This window comes from Pantoea sp. alder81, assembly GCF_020179835.1.
Lineage (GTDB): Bacteria > Pseudomonadota > Gammaproteobacteria > Enterobacterales > Enterobacteriaceae > Pantoea.
In genome coordinates, this window is sequence record NZ_JAIUDA010000005.1 from 79319 (window position 1) to 101154 (window position 21836).

Consider the following 21836-nt stretch of genomic DNA (forward strand, 5'->3'; position numbering starts at 1 on the left):
ATCCCTTTGGTTATCACGTCCTCAGGGATTCACCTCTTCTAAACGGCGATTCAGCGTGCGTGGACCAAACACACCAATGGTAAACACCACGATTGCCATCGCGCCGGAAATCACGGCAAACACTGAACTGACTCCCATCTCACTCAACACCCAGGCAATGGTAAAGCCCGACAACATGCCGCTGATACGACTCACCGAATAAACCAGCCCGATGGCTTTAGCGCGGAAACGCGTCGGGAAGAGTTCTGCCTGATAAGCGCGGTAAGAGAAGGTCATACAGGTACTGGCCAGCGACAGCAGCAGTCCTAACGTTACCAGCATCACCGGTTGCGACTGCCAGGAAAATACCGTGCCGACGAGGGCAATGGCCAGTGCAGATCCACTCACCAGCCACTTACGCTCAATGCGATCGGCAAAGGTCATCGCCAACAGCGGCCCCAGCGGGCTGGCAAAGGCAATAAGGAAGGAATAGAGCAAGCTGTGGGTAAAGGTCACACCTTTGGCTGCCAGCAGTGTCGGGATCCAACTGGCAAATCCGTAATAGCCAATCGACTGAAAGAAGTTGAATACCAGCAGCATAATGGTGCGACGACGATACGGCGGGCGCCACATCTCATTCTTCACGGCCGGTTTAGATTCAGTGGGTTGCAACAAATGGCTGTCAATGGCAGGCAGCGCCGCGCCAGTTGACTTTGCCACACGCGCTTCCAGTCGGCGTACCACGTCTTCCGCTTCTTTGTAACGGCCTTGCTCCACCAGCCAGCGTGGGCTTTCCGGTAATCCCATCCGCAGGATCCATACCAGCACCGCGCCGATACAGCCAAACAACACTACCCAACGCCAGCCGCTTAAACCGAGAATTTCCTGCGGGACTAATTGCCATGAGAGGAAAGCGATAGTCGGAATCGAGGTGTACTGGATGGCCTGCACAAACGCATAAGATCTTCCGCGTAAACGCGCCGGGATAAATTCAGAAACATAGGCATCAATAGTCACCAGCTCGGCGCCCACGCCAATGCCAGAAATGATGCGCCAGAACACCACGGCAAACGGATGGTGCTGAAACGCCATGATGCCGCTAGCCACCGCGTACACCAGTAACGCGATAATAAACACCTTTTTGCGCCCGATGCGGTCGGCCAGGTTGGCGATCAGCAAGGTGCCGAGGAAAACACCGAGGAACATGGCTGCGACAAACGCACCGAGGCTTTGGGGATCAAAAAAGTTATGGCTACCGTGAGAAAAAATCCCTTCACGTACCATGCCGGGACCGATATAGGCGGTCAGGAACACGTCATAAACTTCAAACCAACCTCCCATCGCCAGCGCAAAAATAATCAGCCACAACGGGCGCGCGGCAGGTAAGCGTTCCAGACGCGCAGAGAGTTGCGCACCAAAGGCCTTACCTTCTTCTGGTGTGAAGTTGTCACGCCAGGTCATCGGCGGGGGGATCGACTCGCTCAGCGAAATTTTTTTCAGCACGGTAGGGTACTCCGTTGTTTTTATAATGGTTTGTTAAGGGCTGGCCAGATGGCCGCGCCCGATAACACAGGTGATTCAGCTTTAACGTTAAACCGGGCAGCCTTTAGCACGCAGAATGGCGTTGAATCGTTCAGGATCGTTGTTGCCTGCCACGTTGCTGGCGCGGATCTTTTCTTCACGCTGTGCATGTTGCTGTACGCGAGGCAGCAGTACGCTCAGCTCATCCTGTGCAATAGCAATCACGCCGTCCGCATCTGCCACGATCAAATCGCCTGGCGACACCACCAGTCCGGCACAGTGCACGGTGGTGTTCACTTCGCCTGGGCCTTCTTTGGAAGGACCTCGTAGGGTGTTGCCGCGTGCCCAGCAGGCAATGCCGCCTTCTGCCCATTCATTCAGATCGCGTACGGCACCATCAATCACGAAACCGGCAATCTTTTTGGTGATCGCAGAGGTGCGCATCAGGCCGCCAATTAACGCCTGGGTCAGATCGCCTGAGCCGTCTACCACGATCACATCGCCGGGCTGTGCCATCTCGATGGCTTTATGGATCATCAGGTTATCGCCCGGTCGCACTTTCACGGTGATCGCCGGGCCGCACAACACCAAATTGGCATCATTGTGATAGGCCTGTAAGCCAAGCGCACCGACACTGCGGCCCATGGAATCGCCAATGTTCGGCACCGGCAAGGCACGGAAGGCATCAATCACGCCCGCATCAATCTGTGCGCCGCGCTCACCAATGAAATAGCCAATCGGCCAGTCTTTATGGATGGTCATAGGTTAACTCCGGTTTAACACCTGCGGATTGACGCAGGCGGTTGGGTTGATCTGTTGGTTATCGAGAAAAGCCAGACACTGACGTGCTGCGCTCTGTGCAACGGCGTCCAGTGCCTGCGGGGTGGAACCGCCAATATGCGGGGTCACGATCAGGTTGCTGAGCGCACGGAACGGATGTTCGGCAGCCAGCGGCTCAAGTGCCACGGTGTCCAGTGCTGCGGCACGCAGTTGCCCACTTTGTAACGCGACAGCCAGCGCCTCTTCATCAATCAATTCACCGCGAGCGGTATTGATCAGCGTGGCGTGAGCAGGCAACTGCGCCAAACGTTGCGCGTTGATCATCAGGCGGGTTTTGGGTGTGACCGGGCAGTGCAGACTCAGCACGTCCGCCAGTGGCAGTAAATCGTCGAGCGAATCACAGCGTTGCGCCCCTTCAAAGTCACCATCAGCTGGCGCGGCAGGATCAAAAAATGCGACCTGCATCCCAATCACTCGCGCAAAGCGCGCCACGCGGCGGCCGATTTCACCAAAGCCGACCAAGCCCAGGGTTTTGCCCTGTAGCTCTTCGCCGTCACCGCTGCGGGTCCAGCGTCCGGCGGTGACTTCCTGCTGAAAATAGGGCAGACGGCGTGCGCAGTTCAGCATCAGTGCCAGCGTTAGTTCAGCAACAGATTGTGCATTGGTTGCTGGCGTGGTCAGCACCGGAATGCCGCGTTCAGTCGCGGCTGCTACATCAATATTGGTCACTCCCACGCCGTGTTTGCAGATGATTTTCAGCGTTGGACAGGCGTTGATGGCTTTCGCGTTCAAATCGACGGTGCGCGAGATCACCGCGTCATACGGCATGCTGCTCATACGATGTTCAACTTCCGCAACATCATTGGCGTCATCCAGATAATCGACCACACAGCCTGCTTCAGCGAGCAGTTGACGGCCTCCCTGGCCAAGGCTGGTAGTGGTCACGAGAAAGCGATAAGTCATGTCGGTTCTCCGATAGGGTTTACGTCATCCTGGCATCGACAACCGATAAAAAATATTCTGCGAAGGTTATTAATTCATTCCTGACAGGAATAATTACCTGAAACGGAAGTTGAAACGTCACATGCCATAACGTTGGAATTTTGTTAACAAACAGATCGCACATTGCTGGGGTTGTGTTCAGCTATACGCTTTAGGATTTTTACTTAAAAAATCGTTAAAAACGTAGAGTTAGCGGAGCGCAGCAGCCAGACATCAGCAGGTTAAAGACCACATCAATAGTGTGATCCACTTCAAAAACATCCTTCAGCCCCCTGATACTCATCAATTATTTTATCGTCGTTGTTTTGAGCAAAGTGCGCCGCAAAGTTGCACAACTCATGCATCGAACGTTTTTTAGCCGCACGAAATGATAAATGTAACTAAAGTTATAGAGTGTACCGTTTGGTTCATTAACAACTAGATAATAGAACGGTTACATCATGTCTCACTCAAAAGATCTCCTCGCTGTGCTCGGCCGCGTCATGGCGGTGGGTCTGTTCTTCACTTCCGGTCTCGACAAAATCACGCACTACGCAGACAACCTGCAAACCATGGCCGACAACGGCGTTCCGGCCTTATTTCTGCCGCTAGTGATCTTGCTGGAAGTGGGCGGCGGTCTGGCGATTGCCTTTGGTTTTCTGACGCGATTCACGGCCATTTTCATGGCAGTGTTCTCGGTTCTGGCGGGATTCCTGTTCTATCAGGGATACAGCCACGCACACCTGATGGTGTGGTTAAAAAACATCTCCTGCGCTGCCGGTTTCCTGATGCTGTGTCTGAACGGCGGCGGTAAATGGAGCCTCGATCATCTGATTCAGCAACGTCTCGCACGCCACTGATTTTTCTCTCTAAACGATTCATTATTCAGGACAACACCCATGAAAAAACTCCCGACATTGCTGCTGTGCGGCGGACTTTTCTGTGCCGCAGCGCAAGCCGCTGAACCCGTTAACCAGGTCGCTGTATTAACCCATCACCAGGCGCAACAGCTGGTGGAAAAAGCCGAGCAGATTATTGGTAGCCATCACATCGGCGGCGCAATTGCGGTGGTCGATCCTTTTGGTCAGTTGATCGCTTATGAGCGTCTGGATGGAGCAACGCTGGCCAACAGCGAACTCGCGCCGAAGAAAGCACACTCGGCGGCCGCTTTTGGTGTGCCCACTTCCAGCTTCCAGCAGAAAATCGCTGCCGGAAATGTTGGCATGCTGGGTAACCCGGTAGTGGTGCCGCTGCCAGGCGGTGAGCCGGTGAAAGTGAACGGTGTGGTGGTCGGTGCCATTGGTGTCAGCACGCCAGACGGCAACGTGGATGCTGAAGCGGCGCAGGGCGCGCTGTCGGCGTTGAAAGCAGGTTAGCCATGGAAAGGAGACGTTTTTTACAACTGATGATGGCCACCCCGGTCATCGTTTCTATCCCGCTGCAACCGCTGTTGGCCGCAACTGCTGACGCCTCTCAGGCGCTGCTGCTGCGCGCCAGTGAACTGTTAACCGGACGTCGTGGCCTCGATATCGGCATCACCGAACGGTTATGGACGCTGTTGTGTGAGCAGGATGCGGGATTCCCGGCCCAGTTGGCGCGCCTGATGACGCGACTCAACGCGCTGCACAGCGAAGATCGTGAGCAGATCGTCGCGCAGCTGGATGATGCGGATGTGAAGACCGCGCTGACGATAATCTCGCCGTGGTATCTCGGCTATACCGGTCATCCGTCTACGACCAAAGCGGTGGATGACGCGCACTTCGTTACCTTCCTGTCGGCGCTGATGTATGAGCCGACGCGTGATCACACCATTCGCCCGAGCTATGCCCGAGCGGGCGGTGATTACTGGGCCGAGGTGCCACCGGGTGTAACCGCGCCACCGATGTCCACCTTGATACGCGAATGGGGCGATCAATCGCCCGTCGCCGCAAAGCAGATTAAACAGCCTGACGCACCCTGGTTACTGATGGTGCAGGGCAAAGCCAAAACCCTCGTGGAAGCCGAGGCGATGCTGGCGCAGCACAACAACCTATAACAAGAATCGAGCAGGTACATCATGAGTGAATTTGATGCCGACGTAGTGATCGTCGGCTCCGGTGCGCTGGGCGCCAACGCCGCTTATCAGCTGGCGAAAGCGGGCAAATCGGTGATTATGCTGGAAGCAGGGCCTTATATTCCACGCTGGAAAGTGGTGGAAAACTACCGAAACGGTGCCAGTAAACGTAACTGGTGCGCGCCGTATCCGAATCTGCCGTGGGCACCGAACTCTTACACCGAAGGTTATATCGATGCCAAAGGGGATGAAGACTTCGAGTATGTCACCAGCTACTTACGCGTAGCCGGCGGCAGTACGCGTCACTGGGCATCCGCCTGCTGGCGCTTGTTACCCAACGACTTCAAGCTAAAAAGCGTCTACGGCGTTGGCCGCGACTGGCCGATGGAGTACGGCGAGCTGGAGCCCTGGTATGTCAAAGCCGAGCGCGAAGTCGGCGTCGTCGGCACCGCCGATGAGGACCAAAGCGGGCAAGGGCGCGGTCATTATCCGCCACGTTCAGCAGAGTATCCGCTGCCGCCGGAGGCCAAGCCTTATATGGTGCAGCGCATGCAATCAAAGCTGGGCCCGATGGGTTATCAGGTGATTCATGAGCCGCACGCCCGCGTGTCACGCCCTTATGATGGCCGCCCGGCTTGCGCAGGTAACAACAACTGCGAACCGATCTGCCCGATTGGCGCGATGTATTCCGGCGATATGCACGTCGATAAAGCGGTGGCGCTGGGCGTGCAGTTACGCACCGAATGTGTTGCCTGGAAGCTGGAGAAAGGCGCAGGTAACAAGATCGTCGCGCTGCATTATCGTCAGCCCGATGGCAAAGACACGCGCCTCACCGCCAAAACCTTCATCATCGCCGCGCACGGGCTGGAAACGCCAAAGCTGCTGCTGATGAATGATGTGGCCAACAGTTCCGATCAGGTCGGTCGTAACCTGATGGATCACACCGGTTTGAGCCTGACATTCCTCGCTGATGAACCGCTGTGGACCGGACGTGGATCCGTGCAGCACGGCACCATCGCCAATCGCCGTGATGAAGCCAGTCGCGCACAGCACTCGGCGATCCGCTATTCACTGCGTAACCTGGTGCCCAACGTCGATGTTACCGTGCCGCTGCTGAAACAGGGCATGATGGGGCAAGCGCTGGATGATGCGATTCGCGACCGCGCCTCGCGCATCATGAACATCAGCACCATGAGTGAAACGCTGCCAAGTCCGACCAACCGCGTGACGCCAAATTACGATCGAAAAGATTCGATTGGCCTGCCGATGCTCAACGTCAATTACCATCTTGATGATTACGTGCGTGGTATGCGCCCCCAGGCGTACAAGGACTTCGCTAACTTCCTGCAGGCCTTTAACGGTGAAGTGATTGAAGCTCCGACCGGCTGGCGCAATCAGTATCACATCATGGGCACCACCATCATGGGCGATAACCCGCGTGATTCGGTGGTCGATGCGCACTGCCGCAGCTGGGATCATCCCAATCTGTTCCTCGCCACCACCGGCGTGATGCCCACCTCTGCCACGGTGAACCCTACGTTGACGGGCATCGCTCTGGCGTTGCGCATGGCCGATACCATCGCGAGGGAGATCTGATGATGCGCAAACCAATGTTGCATCTGGCCGCGGCCAGTCTGCTGCTGGCCGGTGCTGTGCAGGCGCAGGATGCCTCGCCGGATCTGGTCAAGCGGGGTGAATATCTGGCCACCGCCGGTGACTGCTCGGCCTGCCATCGCGACCCGCACAGCGGCAAACCTTTCTCGGGCGGTTACGCGATTCAGTCACCGATGGGGATGATTTATGGATCCAACATCACGCCTTCGAAAACCGCCGGGATCGGCAACTATAGCCTGGCGGATTTCACCGATGTGATGCGTAAAGGCAAGGCGCCGGGCAATCATTACCTCTATCCCGCGATGCCTTACACCTCGTTTGCCGGGCTGTCAGACGAAGATATCCACGCGCTTTATTCCTATCTGATGCTCGGCGTGCCAGCCGATGATCACCCGGCTCCTGACACCGATCTGCCGTTCCCGTTCTCTTTCCGACCGGTGATGGCGATGTGGAATCTGCTGTTCCTCGATAGCAAGGCCGTACCGGGTAGCGATGCGACTGCAGGCAGTGCAGAACGCGGCGAGTATCTGGTACGTACGCTGGCGCACTGTTCCACCTGCCATACCTCACGTAACGGCATGATGGCGGAACAGGGCGATCGCTTCCTGTCGGGCGGCAAGGTTGGCAGCTGGACAGCACCGAATATCACGTCAGATGCGCAGGCGGGCATCGGTGACTGGAGTGAGGCGGAGATTGTCACCTATCTGCGCACCGGCGCGCTGCACGGTAAAGCGATTGCCGCGGGTGAGATGGGCACAGCGGTTCAGAACTCGTTCTCGAAAATGCAGCAAAGCGATCTGGAGGCAATGGCGCACTACCTGAAGCAGGTGCCTGCGATTGGCGGCGCGGATCGTAAAGCGCCTTCGGTAGCACCGCAGGCTACACCGCTGTCGGCCATCGAAACCGGCATGAAAAATGAGATCACCGATTATGTCTCTGGCGACGCGATGAGCGGAGCGCAACTCTACAACGGTGCCTGTGCCACTTGTCACGCCAGTGATGGACGTGGAACCCACGATGCGCAGCGTTTCTATCCCTCGCTGGTGGGATCTTCTGCGGTGCTGTCGGACGATCCCGCCAACCTAATCATGACGATTACGGAAGGGGTTGATCGCCAGACCGGCACCGATCACGCCTTTATGCCGGAATTTCGCACGCAGTTTAGTCAGGCCGAACTGGCCAAAGTGGCGGATTACGTCTCTACCAACTTCGGCAACCCGCAGCATGCGATTACGCCAGCTGATGTTGAGCAAACGCTGAAAGGTGAAAGCGGCAGCTGGCTGGTGCGATACGCGCATGCGTTAAGCATCATCGGTGGCGTTGTTGCGCTGCTGGTGATGGTGGTGGCGCTGATCCTTTTCCTGCGCCGTCGGAAATAACTTTTACGGGCGGCATTGACGTCGCCCGTTTTCATAACGGTATGACCCTTTAAGGAGTGACTTGATGAAAAAGGCTTTATCTCTTGCGCTGTTGAGCGCCGCGCTGTTCGGTTCTGCTGCCGCGCACGCCACCTTGACGCAAACCATTCTCTCGCAGTCTGATGCGCAGAAGCTGATCGCGGCCGCCCAGGAAAAAGCGCACGCGCTGAACGCGAACGTCTGTATTGCGGTGTTGGATCAGTCGGGCCAGCTGCTGGCGTTTAACCGTATGGACAATGCGCCGGTCGGCTGTATCGACTCCTCGATTTTAAAAGGTCGTGCAGCCGCGTTGTATCGCACGGCAACAGACAAATATATGGATCGCGCTAACGGTAAAGAACCGGCTATCGCGACCTTGCCGGGCGTCATCCCGCTCGGTGGCGGTTCACCGGTGGTGTGGCAGAACAACACCGTTGGTGCGGTGGGCGTCAGCGGTTCTGCTAACCCGAATGAGATCGCCATCGCAAAAGCAGCAAGCGAGAGTTTTAAATAACGACGTATTTCGTTGTGAAGATATTGATGACATTAAGGTGCACCCTAATGCACCGGCGGGCGGCCTGAGCGGCGCCCGCGTAACAAAACACTCTGCAGAACCCCATTTCATTACGCGCTCCTCCGACCTGCGCACCCATCAAGTTACTGCACCGAACGCCGATAGTCTTTTAAGCAGGATGTACGTGCACAGGGAGTGGTTCATTTCTAACTGAATAAGTGTCAACCCAGGAGCGCCATAATGGCCAAACACGCATCACCTAAGAAAACAATGAGCACCCGCACGCAGATGCTGCTGACGGGCGCCTTAACCATCACCCTTGGTTTTGCCGTGACCATCGGCGTGCTGAGCTGGCAGTCCAGTAGCGAACAAAAGTCACTCGCCGAAAACTATCTTAAACAAATTGCAGAAACGCAGGCGCTGCAAATCCAGCATGAGCTGAGTTATGCACGAGATGTCGCCCATAACCTTGGACACAGCCTGATCGCGCTGCCTGCGGCAGGGATTATGGATCGTAAGGTGGCTGACAAAGTGATGGAGTCTGCGTTGCGTGATAACCCAGACTACTTGTCGGTTTCGGTGACATTTGAAGAAAACGCCTTCGATGGACGTGATGCCGAATTCGCTACCCAACCGAATGCTGCACCAAAAGGGCGTTATGCCTATTTTGTCGATCGCGATCAGAGCGGCACTTTTAACATTCATCCACTGACCTCAATCTTTACCCCTGGTCAGGGAGACTACTACCTGCTGCCACAGAAGAGCCAGAAAGACACGCTGATTGAACCTTATACCTATGCTTACAACGGCATCCCTACATTGCTGACATCCGTAGCTGCCCCGATTGTCAGTCAGGGGAAACTTTGGGGCGTCGTCACATCTGACATTTCACTCGCTTCATTGCAAGAAAAGGTCAACAAAATCAAACCATGGGACGGCACGGGCTACGCCATGCTGCTGTCCAGCGCGGGCAATGTGGTGTCCTACCCGGACAAAAACCAGACCAGTAAGCCGTGGAAGGGCGACACGCACAATTACAGCACGTCAGTGCTAGAGCAGCATGACGCGATGCTGGGTGAAGATGCGCTGGTCACCTGGCAGCCTGTTGTAATCGGCAATAGCGATCAGAAATGGTATCTCGGCGTGGTTGCACCGGTGAGCGAAGTGATGGCAGCGGCCCATCGTCAATTGGTCAACGCCGTGATCCTGATGATCATCAGCATTCTGGTTGTCTGTACACTGCTGGGCCTGTTATTCAGTCGTAAAGTGCTGAAGCCGATCGGTGGCGAGCCGCTGGAAGCCGCGACCATTGCCCTGGCAGTGGCGGATGGCAAGCTGGATAACGTCATCACACTGAAAGGGCGCGATAACAGCAGCCTGTTCTATGCGCTGCATACCATGCAAAACCAGCTGCGTGAGATTGTCGGGCAAATTCAGGATGCCAGTTCCTCTGTTCGTCAGGGCGCCGGTGAAATTGCCAGCGGCAACCTCAATCTGGCCTCTCGCACCGAACAGCAGGCGGCCGCACTGGAGCAAACCGCCGCCAGCATGGAGCAGATCACCGCCACGGTGAAACACAACGCCACCAATGCCCATCAGGCAACGGAGTTAACGGAGAACGCTACTCAGATCGCCGGTCGGGGTGAAGCGCTGGTGGGTGAGGTGGTGCAGACCATGGCGCAGATCGATGACAGTGCGAAGAAGATTGGCGATATCACCGCCATCATTAATAGCATCGCCTTCCAGACCAACATTCTGGCTCTGAACGCCGCAGTTGAGGCCGCGCGTGCCGGTGAGCAGGGGCGTGGCTTTGCGGTGGTGGCTTCGGAGGTGCGTAATCTGGCGCAGCGCAGTGCTAACGCCGTGAAAGAGATTGCGGCGCTGATTGAGGAGTCGAGCCAGCGTGTCGGCAGTGGTGTTCAGCTGGTGCAGGACGCCGGGAAAACCATGCAGGAGATGACGCAGGCGGTGAACTCTGTGCGCACCATCATCGGTGAAATTGTGGTGGCATCCGATGAGCAGGCACGCGGTATCAGTCAGGTCACCATCGCGGTAAATGAAATGGACGGCACCACGCAGCAGAACGCCGCGCTGGTACAACAGATGTCGGCGGCAGCCAGTTCGCTGGAAGATCAGGCCGCACAGCTGGCACAAACGGTGGGACGTTTTCAGTTGAGTTAATCATCTGAGTTGAAGACCTTGTCACAACGGGCCGCGCCTTATAACGTAGGGCGCGGCCTTGTGCTATTTGCTTATGGCCGACAATGACTTCCACACATCGGGAACCATCATGAATCGCCAGCAACTGTTCGACCACATCAGCCAAACCTACCAAATAGAACCTGACTATCCGTGGAAAAAACACAGCGAATACGCGGTGCTACGGCATCCGCGCCACCGTAAATGGTTCGCGTTGGTGTTTCCGCTGGAGAGCCATAAACTCGGATTGGACGCAGGCCCGGTGGTTCAGGTGATGAATATCAAAACCCGTCCCGAACTGACCGGCTCCCTGCGCCAGCAGCACGGCGTTTATCCGGCTTATCACATGAACAAAGAGCACTGGATTAGCCTGACGCTGGAAAACGGCTTGCCGGATAATGAGATTATTGCCCTGCTGGATGACAGCTTTAGCTTAACGTTTTAGGTTTTCGCGCCAGGATGACATCGAGCGGCGACATGGGGAACGGTTGCATCCGCTGGACGCGCTCAATAGCAAAACCTGCCTGTCGCAATTCATCACACAACACCCCTTCATCCGTGACGTTGTAACCTCGCATCATTAGCGGGGTGAAGAAGGGCAGCACCTGGCGTGCTTCCGCCTGGCTCTGGGGAACTTCAGCATGGGCGCTGATCAGCAATCCGTCAGGCTTTAGACGCGTAAACCACTCGCGCAACATTGCCTGTCTGTCCGCCATAAAGTAAAGAAACGATGAACTCCAGATGATGTCCACCTGACGCTCTTCAGGAAACGTCGCCAGTGCGCAACAGCGATCGCTTAGGCCCGCTTTTTCGATATTGCGCTGCGCGACGGTGGCGGTTTGAGGCAAATCAAACACGATGGCTGAAAGCTGTGGAAAGCGTTGGGCTAATGCAATGCTGATCAATCCCGGTCCGCCGCCCATATCCAGTAACAGCGCCGGACGCTGAAAATCAGCCAGGGTATCCGCGATAGCGCAAGCGGTGTCCGCGCTCAGCGCACGCTGCTCCTGGGCAATTTGATGCAAGGCGGCATCCGCCCATGCGGTATCGATTTGCAAGGGATCCTGCCAGCCGGGTTCGGCCTGCTTAAGCAGTTGTGGCAAACGTTGAGCAAACTGCTGTAACACCTGATGGCGATAGCGCCAGGCGTCACCAATATAGCGGCGACTGCCGTGACACAGCCAGGCGTGTACATTCGGCGCCAGTACAAAGCAGTCAGCTTCATGCGACAGTAATTCCGTACTCCATAACAGACGTAATAGGTGATAAGCCTGCTGTGGTTGCCAGTCGTAGTGTTGGGCGACTTGCGCAGCCGTGGCAGGTAACGCCAGAAAATCAAATAAGCGATGTTCAAATGCCAACGCCACAGCGCCGTTAAGGGCCTGCTGAGCCAGAAGATGATCGAGGGTAGGAAGTGGTGAATGCATGGAAATGTCCTGAGCAGGTAACGTGAACATCAGACTAGCCTTTCGCGCAAATGCAATTTATTCTCATTTGTCTGCGAGACGGTGATTTAACTCTGCGTGAGGAGAAAGGATGCAAAAACCGGGGGAAATGCGTGTGCGCCAGCACCAACTGTCACGAGAGATGCGCATGGTGCAATCCGATTACTGGCCCGTTCAGACGCTTTGTGAATCTTCGCAACCCATTAACGAGCAGCCACAGCTGGTGCTGACCTTTGGTCTGCAAGGCGAATCCCGCTTTCGGGAAAGCAACGGACGTGAGATTGCATTCAACGCCGGGCATCTGACCGTCACCAGTTTTCAGTCCAGCCAGGGTGAGCGCCTGTATCGCGCGGGCGAGCGGGTGCAGCAAGTGCGCCTGATACTCAGTGCCGCGTGTGTAATCCACTATTTTGGTGAGCAGGTTGCAGAAGGATTGTTACAGCCTCAGCTTAAGCGTCACCTCTTTAGCCGTTTCGGCCATGCCACCGCTGCGCAACTCAGCCAGTCGCATGAGGATCCGTTGTTACTGGAAATTCAGGCGCTCAGCCTGCTCGCTTTGCATCGCCATCAGCTTCAACCCACGGATACTCAGCACAAGCTGCATCCTCAAATGGTTGAAAGGTTGGAACAGGCACGCGACTGGATGCGCGATCATCTGGCTGATGCTTTCTCGCTGAGTGCGCTGGCGCTGGCGGCAGGATTAAGTGACTACCAGTTGAAAAGAGGGTTCCAGCAGCATTTTCACTGCACGCCGGGTGCGATGCTGTTGCAGATGCGCATGGAGCACGCGCATCGCTTGCTGGAGCAGGGATTTCAGGTGGCGCAGGCGGCATGGCAGGTGGGGTATCAACATCCGCGCAATTTCAGCGTGGCGTTTCGACGCTATTTTGGACGCCCGGCCAGTGCAATTACCGGGCGCAAAAGAGGATGTTAATGCAAGCTATAAAACGACAATGTCTATTGATAAACCATGCTCGTCTGTTTTTGAAAGGACTGAAATATGGTATTGAATTTATGGATTGACATGATTAGAACGTCATAGAAAGAAACAATGAACGTGATGTATCACATTGTTTTCAAATTTCTCATGGAATTTAATTGACTTATGATTGTAATTGTTAGTTATAACATTAAGGCTACAAAATGAACTTTTCTTTTGATTCAATATTTAGTTATATATCTGACTTGCTTGAAAATAAACCATTATTTATATTAATTGTCACTATCATATTGATTTCGGCACTTTATTATTTTAAAAGGAAGGCAGGTTCAGGTTTTTCATTAGCCTATAGGTTTCATAAATTTTTGTTTGGTACTGCGCTTCAGAACAAAAAAGACCTCATACATGAAATAAATAGCATTGAGCAGTTTAATTTCCTTTTTAATACTCGAGCGATATCCATTTCTCAAAAGAAATCATTTGAAAAATGGATAAAAAAATATGAGCTTGATTTTAAAATCATTGGCAAGCTTAAAAATAACTTGAATATGGATAATTTGAAAATTACTAAGTATTCCTGGCGATATCTTACAATTTTGTTAGCCATTATATTGCTAGTTTTCACTTCGTCATTCGGAAGTGCAATTGTAGCAATAAAGCCTGCGGGCCTGATCAGCATAAATAATACTGGGTGGTTTTGGTTTAATGAACAAGGAGCTGAAGAATATGATTTTTTTGGTAAAGGGGATTGGGGGTTTACCCCAAAAGATTGTGAAAATCAAAAATCAATTCGAAGCACACTACCATCTAAAACAGTCGAGGTTATCTGCAATTCATTTAATAAAGAAAAGGATAAGATTTACATAAGCAAACTTATAAAAAAACAAAGGTGGTTCTTTGGTGGTTTGACATTCTTAATCGGAGTTATTTTGTATTCTATGTTTAGGCATGCAGTCGTCATATTAGTGACTTATGATGTTAGAAGGATGGTCTTTGCCAAAATTCGCAGATATAGAAATCAAAGATCATGGCGACATTTGAGAAGAGATAATACCAAAAAAACGAATAACCCTAATGAATCATTAAAAAATTGATAATTCAAATAATAACGTTTATTGGACGCCCGGCCATTGCGGTTTCCGGGCGCCGACGAGAGGACTAACGCGAACGACGTGAGGGCATCATGCGCAGTAACGTGTTGTCTTTGAAGAGATAGTGGTGTGCCAGGGCCGCGACGGCATGGATACCAATCAGCCAATAGCCGTAAGGGGCAAGTGTTTCATGCCAGTCCGCAATGCTGTCAGCGAAATCAGGATCAGGATCGCCGCTCACCGGCATCGGAATACCGAAAATCCACCAGGTGCGGCCCATATAGAAGCGCGACAAAATGCCGAGGATCGGCAGCACGATAAAGAACAGATAGATCGCCAGATGCATCAGGTGCGCGAGGCCGGTTTGCCAGTGTGGCGGTTTCGGTACAATCGCCGGGCTGCGATGACGAAAGCGAAGAATGACACGTGAAAGCATCAGCACCAGCACACAACTCCCTGCGCTGAAATGACCAATGATCATGGCAAAGCCCTGCCAGGATCCGCGCGTCGCTAAGCCGCGAAACTCCATGGTGCAATAGGCCGTGACGACCAGCAAAAAAGTCAGCCAGTGGAGAAAAATCTGCGAAGGGGCGTATTTGGTGCTCATCATTCAGTCCGTAAAGGCGTAGCAGAAGCGCTAACATAGCGGAAAATAGGCTGAATTAATTCATAATTTGACACATCCCACAACGAATTTTTTACCGCTGGGCTTCTGTGGTTTGCATTAAAAGGCTGAGCAATACCTGCAACTGCTGTTGCTGATCGTCATTCAGCGTTGCCAGCAGATCGCGTTGCGTCTGAGTGTGAACCAGTAGGGCTTGCTCGATCTTTTCGCGTCCGGCTTCGGTTAAAGCCACCAGCATGCTGCGTTTATCGTCAGGATCGGCTACGCGCTGGATTGATCCCACTTCCTCAAGGCGGTTAAGCCGATTTGTCATTGCGCCAGAAGTAATCAGCAGCGATTTGTACAACTGCGTGGGTGACAGGCAATAGGGCGGACCCGCACGGCGAAGCGTAGCGAGGACATCAAATTCCCCATCGCGAAAATGAAACGGAGCCAGTGCATCCGCGCGCGCTTTGGTCAGATGTTTCATGATGCGCAGCATGCGGCCAAATATCGCCATGGATGAGGCGTCTAATTCCGGCATCGCGTTGGCCCACTGCTCGATAACAAAATCAACGTGATCGGTCATTTCTCCCCTCGGATTTGTTGCTTTGTGCGCATCCCTCTATCGAAGTATCGCAAAGTATCTTAACGTTAAGATACTTTTGACGCACATGGAGATGCAAAGTGAATCGTACCTTACCTGCTTTAGGCATGTTTGCCTTACTGGTTTTCATCATCGCACTGAATTTACGACCGATCATGGCCGCCATCGGGCCGTTGTTTCCGCTTCTGCAACGCGAATCTCACCTTAACGCCACGCAACTCAGTTTACTCACCACCTTGCCGGTCGTGGTGATGGGAATCTCGGCACTGGCAGGGCCCTGGTTACTGCGTTTTATCGGGGAGATTCGCGGCATCGCTGCAGGTCTGATTCTCCTGGCGTTAGCATGCCTGGTGCGAGGCATCGTCCCATCCGCCGAAGTGCTGATTGCTAGTGCGCTGGTGGCGGGTATCGGCATAGGCTTAATTCAGGCCTTGATGCCTGCACTGATTAAACGCCATTTTGCCGCACAGGCAGGCACGTTAATGGCACTGTTCACCACCGGAATAATGGCCGGTGCGGCTGTTGCCGCCGCGACCGGCGCGCCGTTGGCGGATGCGCAGGGGTTGGGCATGGCACTCGCACTACCTGTTGTTCCCGCGATTGTTGCGGTACTGCTGTGGCTGATCACGTTGCGCGGCAACGTTCCTGCTGCTCAAGCTCAGCGTACTAAAACTGCGCGAACGGGCCGTACCTGGTTACTCATGGTATTTTTTGGGATCGGCACGGGTGCTTACACGCTGGTGCTGGCCTGGTTGCCGCCGTTTTACATGCAGCATGGCTGGACGCCGCAGCAAAGCGGCTATGTGCTCGGTGCGCTGACGCTAACGGAAGTGGTGGCGGGATTTATCGTGTCAGGGTTGATCCATCGCTTCCGTGACCGTCGTCTTCCGCTGCTGCTGGTGCTGACCTCCCTGCTGCTGGGATTAATCAGCCTGATGTGGCTGAGCGGTGCGATGGCCTGGTTATCCACTGTGCTGCTCGGATTGGGAATTGGTGCGCTGTTTCCGCTTTCACTGATCGTAACGCTCGACCATGCGCATTCTCCGGAAGAGGCGGCGGGACTGTTATCCTTTGTGCAAGGCGGCGGCTATTTGCTGGCCGCGCTGATGCCCTTGATGGCCGGCATCGTCCGCGATCGTGCCGACTCGCTGGATACGGCATGGGCCATCATGAGCGTCGGGGTGGTGGTTTTAATGGTGATGGCATTGCGTTTTAAACCTCACCTCACGCAGGGATGATGACGGTATGAAACGGTTGAATCGATATATATCTTGTTTTATAACGCCAGCCTGACTCTTTTCTGTCCATCAAAAGGAAATGACCACGTGAACCTATTTATCTTTTACGTAGGCGGTAATGCCGGAAAATCCAACATCGAAGTGCATGATATTCAATTCGTTGCTGCAGAAAAGCCCGAAGATGCCTGGCCTGCACTGCGTGAAGCCTGGTTTGGTGATGCGGATAAAATCCATGTCGATGGCTATGCGCGCGTGACCTGGGCTGATGGCTATCGCGTTTCTCTGTCTGATAAGCCTACAACAGGCAGTGAAAAACTATTCTTTGTGAATGCCGGTGCGTACCATCCTTCCACTTTAGCTGAGTTGCATGCTTTTGATCTTTTCGTTGCCGAAGACGTCAAGGAAGCGAAAGCCAAAGGACTCGCTAACCTGTTGCCTGGAACTGACCATCAGCACAAAGATAATCTGAAAGATGTGGATGATTGCCTGCTGCTGGAAAAGATCGGTGACCTCTATATTCATTTAACACCGGACAGCGATGGCGAGCCCTTCCGTCCAGAATGGCAGGGTTATCAGCCGATTGGAGTCGAGTAAAAGTCTGGGCGCCAGCGTAGGTGCCCGTAAAACACAGGGGTTTTTATGTCACCACAGGTCGGAGTCGGCGTTTTGATTTTCCGTGAAGGAAAACTGCTGCTGGGCCGCCGTAAAGGCAGCCACGGTGCAGGGGATTGGTCAGCACCTGGCGGACATCTGGAATTTGGCGAATCGCCGGATGACTGTGCACGACGTGAAGTGCTCGAAGAAACAGGATTAACTCTGGCCGAATTGCAAAACGGCGCATTCACCAGTGATGTTTTCCCCGAGGCCAATAAGCACTACATCACCTTGCTGCTGGTGGCTCATCAACCTCAGGGTGAACCGCAGTTGATGGAGCCAGAGAAGTGCGAAGGCTGGCAGTGGTTTGCACCAGAAGCTTTGCCACAGCCGCTGTTCGCGCCGCTGCGCACATGGATTGCTCGTGATGGCCTCGCGGCACTGCAACAGCTCGCACAGGTTACAGCGCGATAATCGCCTCAATCTCGATTTTTAAATCCGGTGAGAACAGTTGGCTAATTTGCACCAGCGAACTGGCGGGTAGATGATCGCCATAGTGCGTGAAGAGTACGGCTCGCAGATCATTAATCTGTGCAAAGGAGGTGATGAAAATGGTCACCTTAATCAGATTGCTCAGCGAGGTATTTTCGGATGCCGCAATCAGGTGCAGCTGCTGAAAGATTGCCTCAGCTTGTGAGGCAATATCGCCTTGCTGCGCGGGTGTGGCAAAGGCTGTTAAGCCTGAAACATATAAAGTATCGCCATGCTTCACTGCGTGCACATATGGCGCTTTCACTTCGCCCAGTTCCGGGTAATTTTTGCGTATTAACATCGATTGCTCCTTAATCCAGTTTCAACACCATCACCGTGACGTCCTCATCGGCGATGTTTCGCTGTTCCACATCCTGCCAGCCAAAGCGGCGATACAAACCCTGTTGATCAGGCGTATACAGCCAAAGTTCGGGGATCGATTTTGCTCGCGCTTCGGCAATCAGGCGGGTCACTAATGCACTGGCCAACCCTTTACCGCGATGTTCGCGAGCGGTGATCACTTCACCCAGCCAAAATTCACGCTCGGGGATATCACTCAATTCGTAATGGATGATGCTGGCGGTCGCCATTAACTCGCCTTGGTGAGTGATGGCAAACAGCGTCATCGTTTGGGCATCAGCGGCATTGCGTGATTGCAGCCGCTGGCGGATCACATCGCGGTCATGCCAGTTAGGCAGCTCGGACCATTCGCGGTGTAGCATGTCAGTAATTTCATCATAGAAATGTGACATCTGGGCCAGACAGTGAATCTGCATCCATCATTCTTCAAGGCTAACAGGGGAGTTAAACAACATAACCGTTAACCTCGAAAGGAACCAGGCTATTCGCCTGGTTCTTATGCTTAGGTTGTCTGGTTGGCCAAAGCCACCGCATCTTCCCCGGCAGGAATGCGCATCGGTGCGTTGGGATCTGTTGCCGCTTGCCATATCGCGGCGGCGACATCTTCGGCTTTGGTGGTGGGCTGCGGTTGGTGCATGCTTGCCATAATACCATCCAGCATCGGTTGATAAGCCTCGAGGAAGGTCTCTTCCATGCGCGGCATGGCGTTCTTGCCGAAATCGGTGGTGGGCGCCAGGCCTGGCAAAACCAGCCGCACATTAACATTAAACGGCTGCAACTCCAGCGCCAGTGATTCGGTAAACGCATTGACGGCGGCTTTGCTGCCGGTATACACCGCCAGCAGCGGCAGGGATTTCAGCGTCACGGTAGACGTCACGTTGATCACCGTACCGCCGCGTTTGGCGCGGAACTGAGGCAGCACCGCCTGCGTCATGGCGATGGTGCCAAGCGTGTTAGTCTCAAACACCTCACGTACCGTAGACATCGGCATGCCCTCCAGTGACGTCAGCACACCAATACCGGCGTTATTCACCAGTACGTCGATTTCGCCTGCGTCATTGATTGCCTGACTGATGCTTTCTGCATTAGAGACGTCGAGCGGCAACAGACGCAAATTGTCCGAAGCCGGGAACAACTCCGGGCGAGGGTGACGCATGGTAGCAATCACCTTCCAGCCGCGTTCAAGAAAATAGAACGCGGTGGCGTGACCAAATCCTGAAGAACAGCCGGTGATAAGGATCGTTTTCATCTTTCTCTCCTGCATTGCATTGGGTAGATGCTCACTATAGAGTCAGTGAGATGGACTCACTACAATGCAAAGTCCATATATCATTCGCAGGAGTCCATGATGATCGATCCCCTTGCTGAGATAGTGGCGTTGCTGCAACCTCAGGCGGCCTTTTCCAAACGCGCACGCGCTAATGGCCGCTGGCGCGTCAATCGTAGTGAAACCGGACAGCCGTTTTACTGTCTGGTACTGGCTGGACGCAGTCAGTTGAAGATGAAAGGGCATGAACCCATCACGCTTGAGCAGGGCGATTTTGTCCTGATCCCGGCGGCATGGGAGTTCTGCATGAGCAGCGCTGAGCCACCAGATGACGATGCGCCTGAAACACAACCCGAAATGCTTAGCCCCGGTGAATTCTGGATTGGCGATCAGCAGCAGCCTGCCGAAGTGCAAACGCTGATTGGCTATTGCCAGTTTGGTGCGCCCGATGCGGGATTGATCGTCTCGCTGCTACCCCAATTTATTCATATTCGCGGTGAGTCGCGGCTGACCACGCTGGTACAACTGGTGATGGATGAGTGTCGTGCGCAGCGCCCTGCGCGTTATGTGGTATTGGAACGTTTGCTGGAGTTGCTGCTGATTGAAGCACTCCGTTCAATGCCAGTCTGCAATGCCTGTCCTGGCGTGATGCGCGGATTAATCGATGAACGCCTGGCGGCGGCCATTCGTGACATTCACGCCAATCCTGCGCATCCCTGGACCGTGGCGCAGTTAGCCAAAGCTTCCGCTTTATCCCGCTCGGCCTTCTTCGTGCGTTTCCGCGCAGCCGTGGGCGTGGCGCCGATGGAATATCTGCTCACCTGGCGCATGGCGCTGGCCAAAAATTTGCTGCGCGGCAAAAACATGGCGGTGGCCGATGTCGCTGAACGCGTCGGCTATCGTTCCGCCAGTGCGTTTAGCGTGGCCTTCACCCGTTATGTGGGCCAACCACCCACATGGTTTGCTGCTGGGCAGGAGGGTTAGCGGAACAATTTAAGATTGCCTGTCAAACGAGTAATTTTCTTTTTGGGGCCAATCAGGCCGATGGCGACCAGTTCAATATGGTCACTGCTGGCCGTCGCGATACGCTCTCCGTACTCCTCGTAAGTTTTGCAAGACTGCGCCAGCGCACTGAACGGCATGGCGAAAATTTCAGAGTCCGCGTTGCCGGCCTGTTGCAGTTCACGTAGATAGTCACCTTCCGCCAGCAGCACTGGCAAAGGAGCATAAATTACACCGGGATAGTTGAATCCATCCTCACTCTGCAAATCCGGGCCGACGATATTATCTATCAGCTTGCCAAAGCTGATACCAATAACGCTGGCTGCATTTAGCGCCAGTCCGGTTGGTAACTGGTTGTCGATGATGAGTGTGCAGCGATGTTGGTGAGGATCGAATTGCATTTAAGACTCCGTAAGCGATTGAGAGATGAGGATAGGGTGGCTGAGGTAAAAAATTATGCGGCAGGCAGCAAGAAAAGTGCTTGCGGAGTTCATTAAAAAAAGCATGAATTAAGGATGAATTTTCCTGTTTAACGCTATCAATAGAAAGGATTAACCAGTAATGAGTTTGAGCAAGACAGATATCCAAATACTGGAACATTTGCAGCAGGATGCGCGCGTGACGAATCAGGATCTTGCTGATGCGATTGGGTTGTCGGCATCGCCCACCTGGCGCAAGGTGCGCAAACTGGAAGAGGATGAGGTCATTCAGGGCTATCGCGCCGTGCTCAATCGTAGAAAGATTGGCCTTAATGTGATGGTGTTTGTGCGTGTCACCATCGACAGCCATAGCGAAGCTGAAGCGCGTAAATTTGAAGCTGAAGTCACCGCGCTGGAAAATGTGGTCTCTTGCTACAGCATTGGCGGCGATGCGGACTTCCTACTGCAGGTGGTGTCGGCGGATATGGATGCTTATGCGGAATTTGCCATGTCGGTGATTCGGCGACTGCCGGGTATCAAAGAGATGCAGAGTATGTTTGTGTTGAAGGAAGTGAAAGGGATGGCGGGGTTGCCTTTACAATCGCGATGAACGGCTGATAGGCAAATAGGTAATAAAGCAAACGCGAAACCCCCTGTCTTGCGCTTTTCCCGAGGCTGGCGTTATTGATTGTCGCGGTGA

General features: G+C 53.9%; 25 protein-coding genes. 15 read left to right on the forward strand and 10 right to left on the reverse strand.

The genetic code is table 11. From position 1 onward, the window contains the following. Positions 1-21: 21 nt before the first annotated feature. From LBW88_RS15060 to LBW88_RS15070, 3 genes are all read right to left on the reverse strand, one after another. Positions 22-1482, reverse strand: a complete 1461-nt coding sequence (locus LBW88_RS15060; RefSeq protein ID WP_224933284.1) for an MFS transporter — start codon at positions 1480-1482, stop codon at positions 22-24. Positions 1483-1569: 87 nt separating this feature from the next. Further along, complete coding sequence (locus tag LBW88_RS15065; RefSeq protein WP_224933283.1) at positions 1570-2262, reverse strand: RraA family protein; 693 nt, start codon at positions 2260-2262, stop codon at positions 1570-1572. Positions 2263-2265: 3 nt separating this feature from the next. Then, positions 2266-3243, reverse strand: a complete 978-nt coding sequence (locus LBW88_RS15070) for a hydroxyacid dehydrogenase (protein WP_224933282.1) — start codon at positions 3241-3243, stop codon at positions 2266-2268. 479 nt (positions 3244-3722) lie between these two features. On the opposite strand from LBW88_RS15070, the gene LBW88_RS15075 reads away from it, so the two are divergent. The 8 genes from LBW88_RS15075 to LBW88_RS15110 all read left to right on the forward strand — a co-directional run bounded on the left by LBW88_RS15075 (position 3723) and on the right by LBW88_RS15110 (position 11483). Next, positions 3723-4121, forward strand: coding sequence for a DoxX family protein (locus tag LBW88_RS15075; protein ID WP_224933281.1), 399 nt, complete (start codon positions 3723-3725; stop codon positions 4119-4121). A 39-nt stretch (positions 4122-4160) separates the two neighbouring features. After that, positions 4161-4637 carry a GlcG/HbpS family heme-binding protein gene (locus tag LBW88_RS15080; protein ID WP_224933280.1) on the forward strand — a complete coding sequence of 159 codons (477 nt, stop codon included), beginning with the start codon at positions 4161-4163 and terminating at the stop codon, positions 4635-4637. Between the two features lie 2 nt (positions 4638-4639). Continuing rightward, the gene (locus LBW88_RS15085; RefSeq protein WP_224933279.1) at positions 4640-5296 is read left to right on the forward strand and encodes a sorbitol dehydrogenase family protein; all 657 of its coding nucleotides are present in this window, start codon (positions 4640-4642) and stop codon (positions 5294-5296) included. Positions 5297-5317: 21 nt separating this feature from the next. Then, entirely contained in the window at positions 5318-6910 is a 1593-nt protein-coding gene (locus LBW88_RS15090; RefSeq protein ID WP_224933278.1) for a GMC family oxidoreductase, read from the forward strand. Then, entirely contained in the window at positions 6910-8307 is a 1398-nt protein-coding gene (locus tag LBW88_RS15095) for a cytochrome c (RefSeq protein WP_224933277.1), read from the forward strand. Before LBW88_RS15090 ends, LBW88_RS15095 begins: the two co-directional genes overlap by 1 nt. Positions 8308-8371: 64 nt before the next feature. Beyond that, positions 8372-8839: a GlcG/HbpS family heme-binding protein gene (locus tag LBW88_RS15100; RefSeq protein WP_224933276.1), complete on the forward strand. Its 468-nt coding sequence runs from the start codon at positions 8372-8374 to the stop codon at positions 8837-8839. 240 nt (positions 8840-9079) lie between these two features. Next, positions 9080-11020 (forward strand): methyl-accepting chemotaxis protein, encoded by a 1941-nt coding sequence (locus tag LBW88_RS15105; protein ID WP_224933275.1) that lies wholly within the window; start codon positions 9080-9082, stop codon positions 11018-11020. Between the two features lie 109 nt (positions 11021-11129). After that, entirely contained in the window at positions 11130-11483 is a 354-nt protein-coding gene (locus LBW88_RS15110) for an MmcQ/YjbR family DNA-binding protein (protein ID WP_224933274.1), read from the forward strand. Here LBW88_RS15110 and LBW88_RS15115 read toward each other — a convergent pair. Then, on the reverse strand, positions 11467-12465 hold the full coding sequence (locus LBW88_RS15115) for a methyltransferase domain-containing protein (RefSeq protein WP_224933273.1): 999 nt from the start codon (positions 12463-12465) through the stop codon (positions 11467-11469). The genes LBW88_RS15110 and LBW88_RS15115 overlap by 17 nt on opposite strands. Before the next feature lie 109 nt (positions 12466-12574). Between LBW88_RS15115 and LBW88_RS15120 the strand changes: the two genes are divergently transcribed. Together LBW88_RS15120 and LBW88_RS15125 are read left to right on the forward strand one after the other, a co-directional pair. Next, entirely contained in the window at positions 12575-13417 is an 843-nt protein-coding gene (locus tag LBW88_RS15120; protein WP_224933272.1) for a helix-turn-helix domain-containing protein, read from the forward strand. A 209-nt stretch (positions 13418-13626) separates the two neighbouring features. After that, a complete protein-coding gene (locus LBW88_RS15125) occupies positions 13627-14517 on the forward strand; it encodes a DUF6216 family protein (RefSeq protein ID WP_224933271.1) in 891 nt (296 codons plus the stop codon). A gap of 64 nt (positions 14518-14581) precedes the next feature. On the opposite strand, the gene cybB is transcribed toward LBW88_RS15125, so the two are convergent. Next, a complete protein-coding gene (gene cybB / locus LBW88_RS15130) occupies positions 14582-15121 on the reverse strand; it encodes a cytochrome b561 (protein ID WP_034829799.1) in 540 nt (179 codons plus the stop codon). Between the two features lie 91 nt (positions 15122-15212). Continuing rightward, positions 15213-15707 carry a MarR family winged helix-turn-helix transcriptional regulator gene (locus tag LBW88_RS15135; RefSeq protein ID WP_224933270.1) on the reverse strand — a complete coding sequence of 165 codons (495 nt, stop codon included), beginning with the start codon at positions 15705-15707 and terminating at the stop codon, positions 15213-15215. A 98-nt stretch (positions 15708-15805) separates the two neighbouring features. Between LBW88_RS15135 and LBW88_RS15140 the strand changes: the two genes are divergently transcribed. From LBW88_RS15140 to LBW88_RS15150, 3 genes are all read left to right on the forward strand, one after another. Further along, positions 15806-16963, forward strand: a complete 1158-nt coding sequence (locus LBW88_RS15140; protein WP_224933269.1) for an MFS transporter — start codon at positions 15806-15808, stop codon at positions 16961-16963. Between the two features lie 87 nt (positions 16964-17050). Then, positions 17051-17557, forward strand: coding sequence for a DUF1543 domain-containing protein (locus LBW88_RS15145; RefSeq protein WP_224933268.1), 507 nt, complete (start codon positions 17051-17053; stop codon positions 17555-17557). Between the two features lie 45 nt (positions 17558-17602). Continuing rightward, complete coding sequence (locus tag LBW88_RS15150) at positions 17603-18031, forward strand: nucleotide triphosphate diphosphatase NUDT15 (protein WP_224933267.1); 429 nt, start codon at positions 17603-17605, stop codon at positions 18029-18031. On the opposite strand, the gene LBW88_RS15155 is transcribed toward LBW88_RS15150, so the two are convergent. From LBW88_RS15155 to LBW88_RS15165, 3 genes are all read right to left on the reverse strand, one after another. After that, positions 18018-18389, reverse strand: coding sequence for a RidA family protein (locus tag LBW88_RS15155; RefSeq protein ID WP_224933266.1), 372 nt, complete (start codon positions 18387-18389; stop codon positions 18018-18020). The two genes, LBW88_RS15150 and LBW88_RS15155, sit on opposite strands and share 14 nt — an antisense overlap. A 10-nt stretch (positions 18390-18399) precedes the next feature. Beyond that, the gene (locus LBW88_RS15160) at positions 18400-18864 is read right to left on the reverse strand and encodes a GNAT family N-acetyltransferase (RefSeq protein WP_224933265.1); all 465 of its coding nucleotides are present in this window, start codon (positions 18862-18864) and stop codon (positions 18400-18402) included. Positions 18865-18950: 86 nt separating this feature from the next. After that, positions 18951-19697, reverse strand: a complete 747-nt coding sequence (locus LBW88_RS15165) for an SDR family oxidoreductase (protein WP_224933264.1) — start codon at positions 19695-19697, stop codon at positions 18951-18953. A gap of 99 nt (positions 19698-19796) precedes the next feature. Here LBW88_RS15165 and LBW88_RS15170 point away from each other — a divergent pair, with 99 nt between their 5' ends. Then, positions 19797-20699, forward strand: a complete 903-nt coding sequence (locus tag LBW88_RS15170; protein ID WP_224933263.1) for an AraC family transcriptional regulator — start codon at positions 19797-19799, stop codon at positions 20697-20699. On the opposite strand, the gene LBW88_RS15175 is transcribed toward LBW88_RS15170, so the two are convergent. Beyond that, positions 20696-21118 carry a DUF2000 domain-containing protein gene (locus tag LBW88_RS15175; protein WP_224933262.1) on the reverse strand — a complete coding sequence of 141 codons (423 nt, stop codon included), beginning with the start codon at positions 21116-21118 and terminating at the stop codon, positions 20696-20698. The genes LBW88_RS15170 and LBW88_RS15175 overlap by 4 nt on opposite strands. A gap of 160 nt (positions 21119-21278) precedes the next feature. On the opposite strand from LBW88_RS15175, the gene LBW88_RS15180 reads away from it, so the two are divergent. Next, on the forward strand, positions 21279-21746 hold the full coding sequence (locus LBW88_RS15180) for an Lrp/AsnC family transcriptional regulator (protein WP_224933261.1): 468 nt from the start codon (positions 21279-21281) through the stop codon (positions 21744-21746). Positions 21747-21836 lie beyond the last annotated feature (90 nt).

Excerpts from the sequence above, each read along its gene's own strand:
- LBW88_RS15065 (WP_224933283.1), bottom strand. The coding sequence starts at position 2,262 with ATGACCATCCATAAAGACTGGCCGATTGGCTATTTCATTGGTGAGCGC.
- LBW88_RS15070 (WP_224933282.1), bottom strand. The coding sequence starts at position 3,243 with ATGACTTATCGCTTTCTCGTGACCACTACCAGCCTTGGCCAGGGAGGC.
- LBW88_RS15075 (WP_224933281.1), top strand. The coding sequence starts at position 3,723 with ATGTCTCACTCAAAAGATCTCCTCGCTGTGCTCGGCCGCGTCATGGCG.
- LBW88_RS15080 (WP_224933280.1), top strand. The coding sequence starts at position 4,161 with ATGAAAAAACTCCCGACATTGCTGCTGTGCGGCGGACTTTTCTGTGCC.
- LBW88_RS15085 (WP_224933279.1), top strand. The coding sequence starts at position 4,640 with ATGGAAAGGAGACGTTTTTTACAACTGATGATGGCCACCCCGGTCATC.
- LBW88_RS15090 (WP_224933278.1), top strand. The coding sequence starts at position 5,318 with ATGAGTGAATTTGATGCCGACGTAGTGATCGTCGGCTCCGGTGCGCTG.
- LBW88_RS15095 (WP_224933277.1), top strand. The coding sequence starts at position 6,910 with ATGATGCGCAAACCAATGTTGCATCTGGCCGCGGCCAGTCTGCTGCTG.
- LBW88_RS15100 (WP_224933276.1), top strand. The coding sequence starts at position 8,372 with ATGAAAAAGGCTTTATCTCTTGCGCTGTTGAGCGCCGCGCTGTTCGGT.
- LBW88_RS15105 (WP_224933275.1), top strand. The coding sequence starts at position 9,080 with ATGGCCAAACACGCATCACCTAAGAAAACAATGAGCACCCGCACGCAG.
- LBW88_RS15110 (WP_224933274.1), top strand. The coding sequence starts at position 11,130 with ATGAATCGCCAGCAACTGTTCGACCACATCAGCCAAACCTACCAAATA.
- LBW88_RS15115 (WP_224933273.1), bottom strand. The coding sequence starts at position 12,465 with ATGCATTCACCACTTCCTACCCTCGATCATCTTCTGGCTCAGCAGGCC.
- LBW88_RS15120 (WP_224933272.1), top strand. The coding sequence starts at position 12,575 with ATGCAAAAACCGGGGGAAATGCGTGTGCGCCAGCACCAACTGTCACGA.
- LBW88_RS15125 (WP_224933271.1), top strand. The coding sequence starts at position 13,627 with ATGAACTTTTCTTTTGATTCAATATTTAGTTATATATCTGACTTGCTT.
- cybB (WP_034829799.1), bottom strand. The coding sequence starts at position 15,121 with ATGAGCACCAAATACGCCCCTTCGCAGATTTTTCTCCACTGGCTGACT.
- LBW88_RS15135 (WP_224933270.1), bottom strand. The coding sequence starts at position 15,707 with ATGACCGATCACGTTGATTTTGTTATCGAGCAGTGGGCCAACGCGATG.
- LBW88_RS15150 (WP_224933267.1), top strand. The coding sequence starts at position 17,603 with ATGTCACCACAGGTCGGAGTCGGCGTTTTGATTTTCCGTGAAGGAAAA.
- LBW88_RS15155 (WP_224933266.1), bottom strand. The coding sequence starts at position 18,389 with ATGTTAATACGCAAAAATTACCCGGAACTGGGCGAAGTGAAAGCGCCA.
- LBW88_RS15160 (WP_224933265.1), bottom strand. The coding sequence starts at position 18,864 with ATGCAGATTCACTGTCTGGCCCAGATGTCACATTTCTATGATGAAATT.
- LBW88_RS15165 (WP_224933264.1), bottom strand. The coding sequence starts at position 19,697 with ATGAAAACGATCCTTATCACCGGCTGTTCTTCAGGATTTGGTCACGCC.
- LBW88_RS15170 (WP_224933263.1), top strand. The coding sequence starts at position 19,797 with ATGATCGATCCCCTTGCTGAGATAGTGGCGTTGCTGCAACCTCAGGCG.
- LBW88_RS15175 (WP_224933262.1), bottom strand. The coding sequence starts at position 21,118 with ATGCAATTCGATCCTCACCAACATCGCTGCACACTCATCATCGACAAC.
- LBW88_RS15180 (WP_224933261.1), top strand. The coding sequence starts at position 21,279 with ATGAGTTTGAGCAAGACAGATATCCAAATACTGGAACATTTGCAGCAG.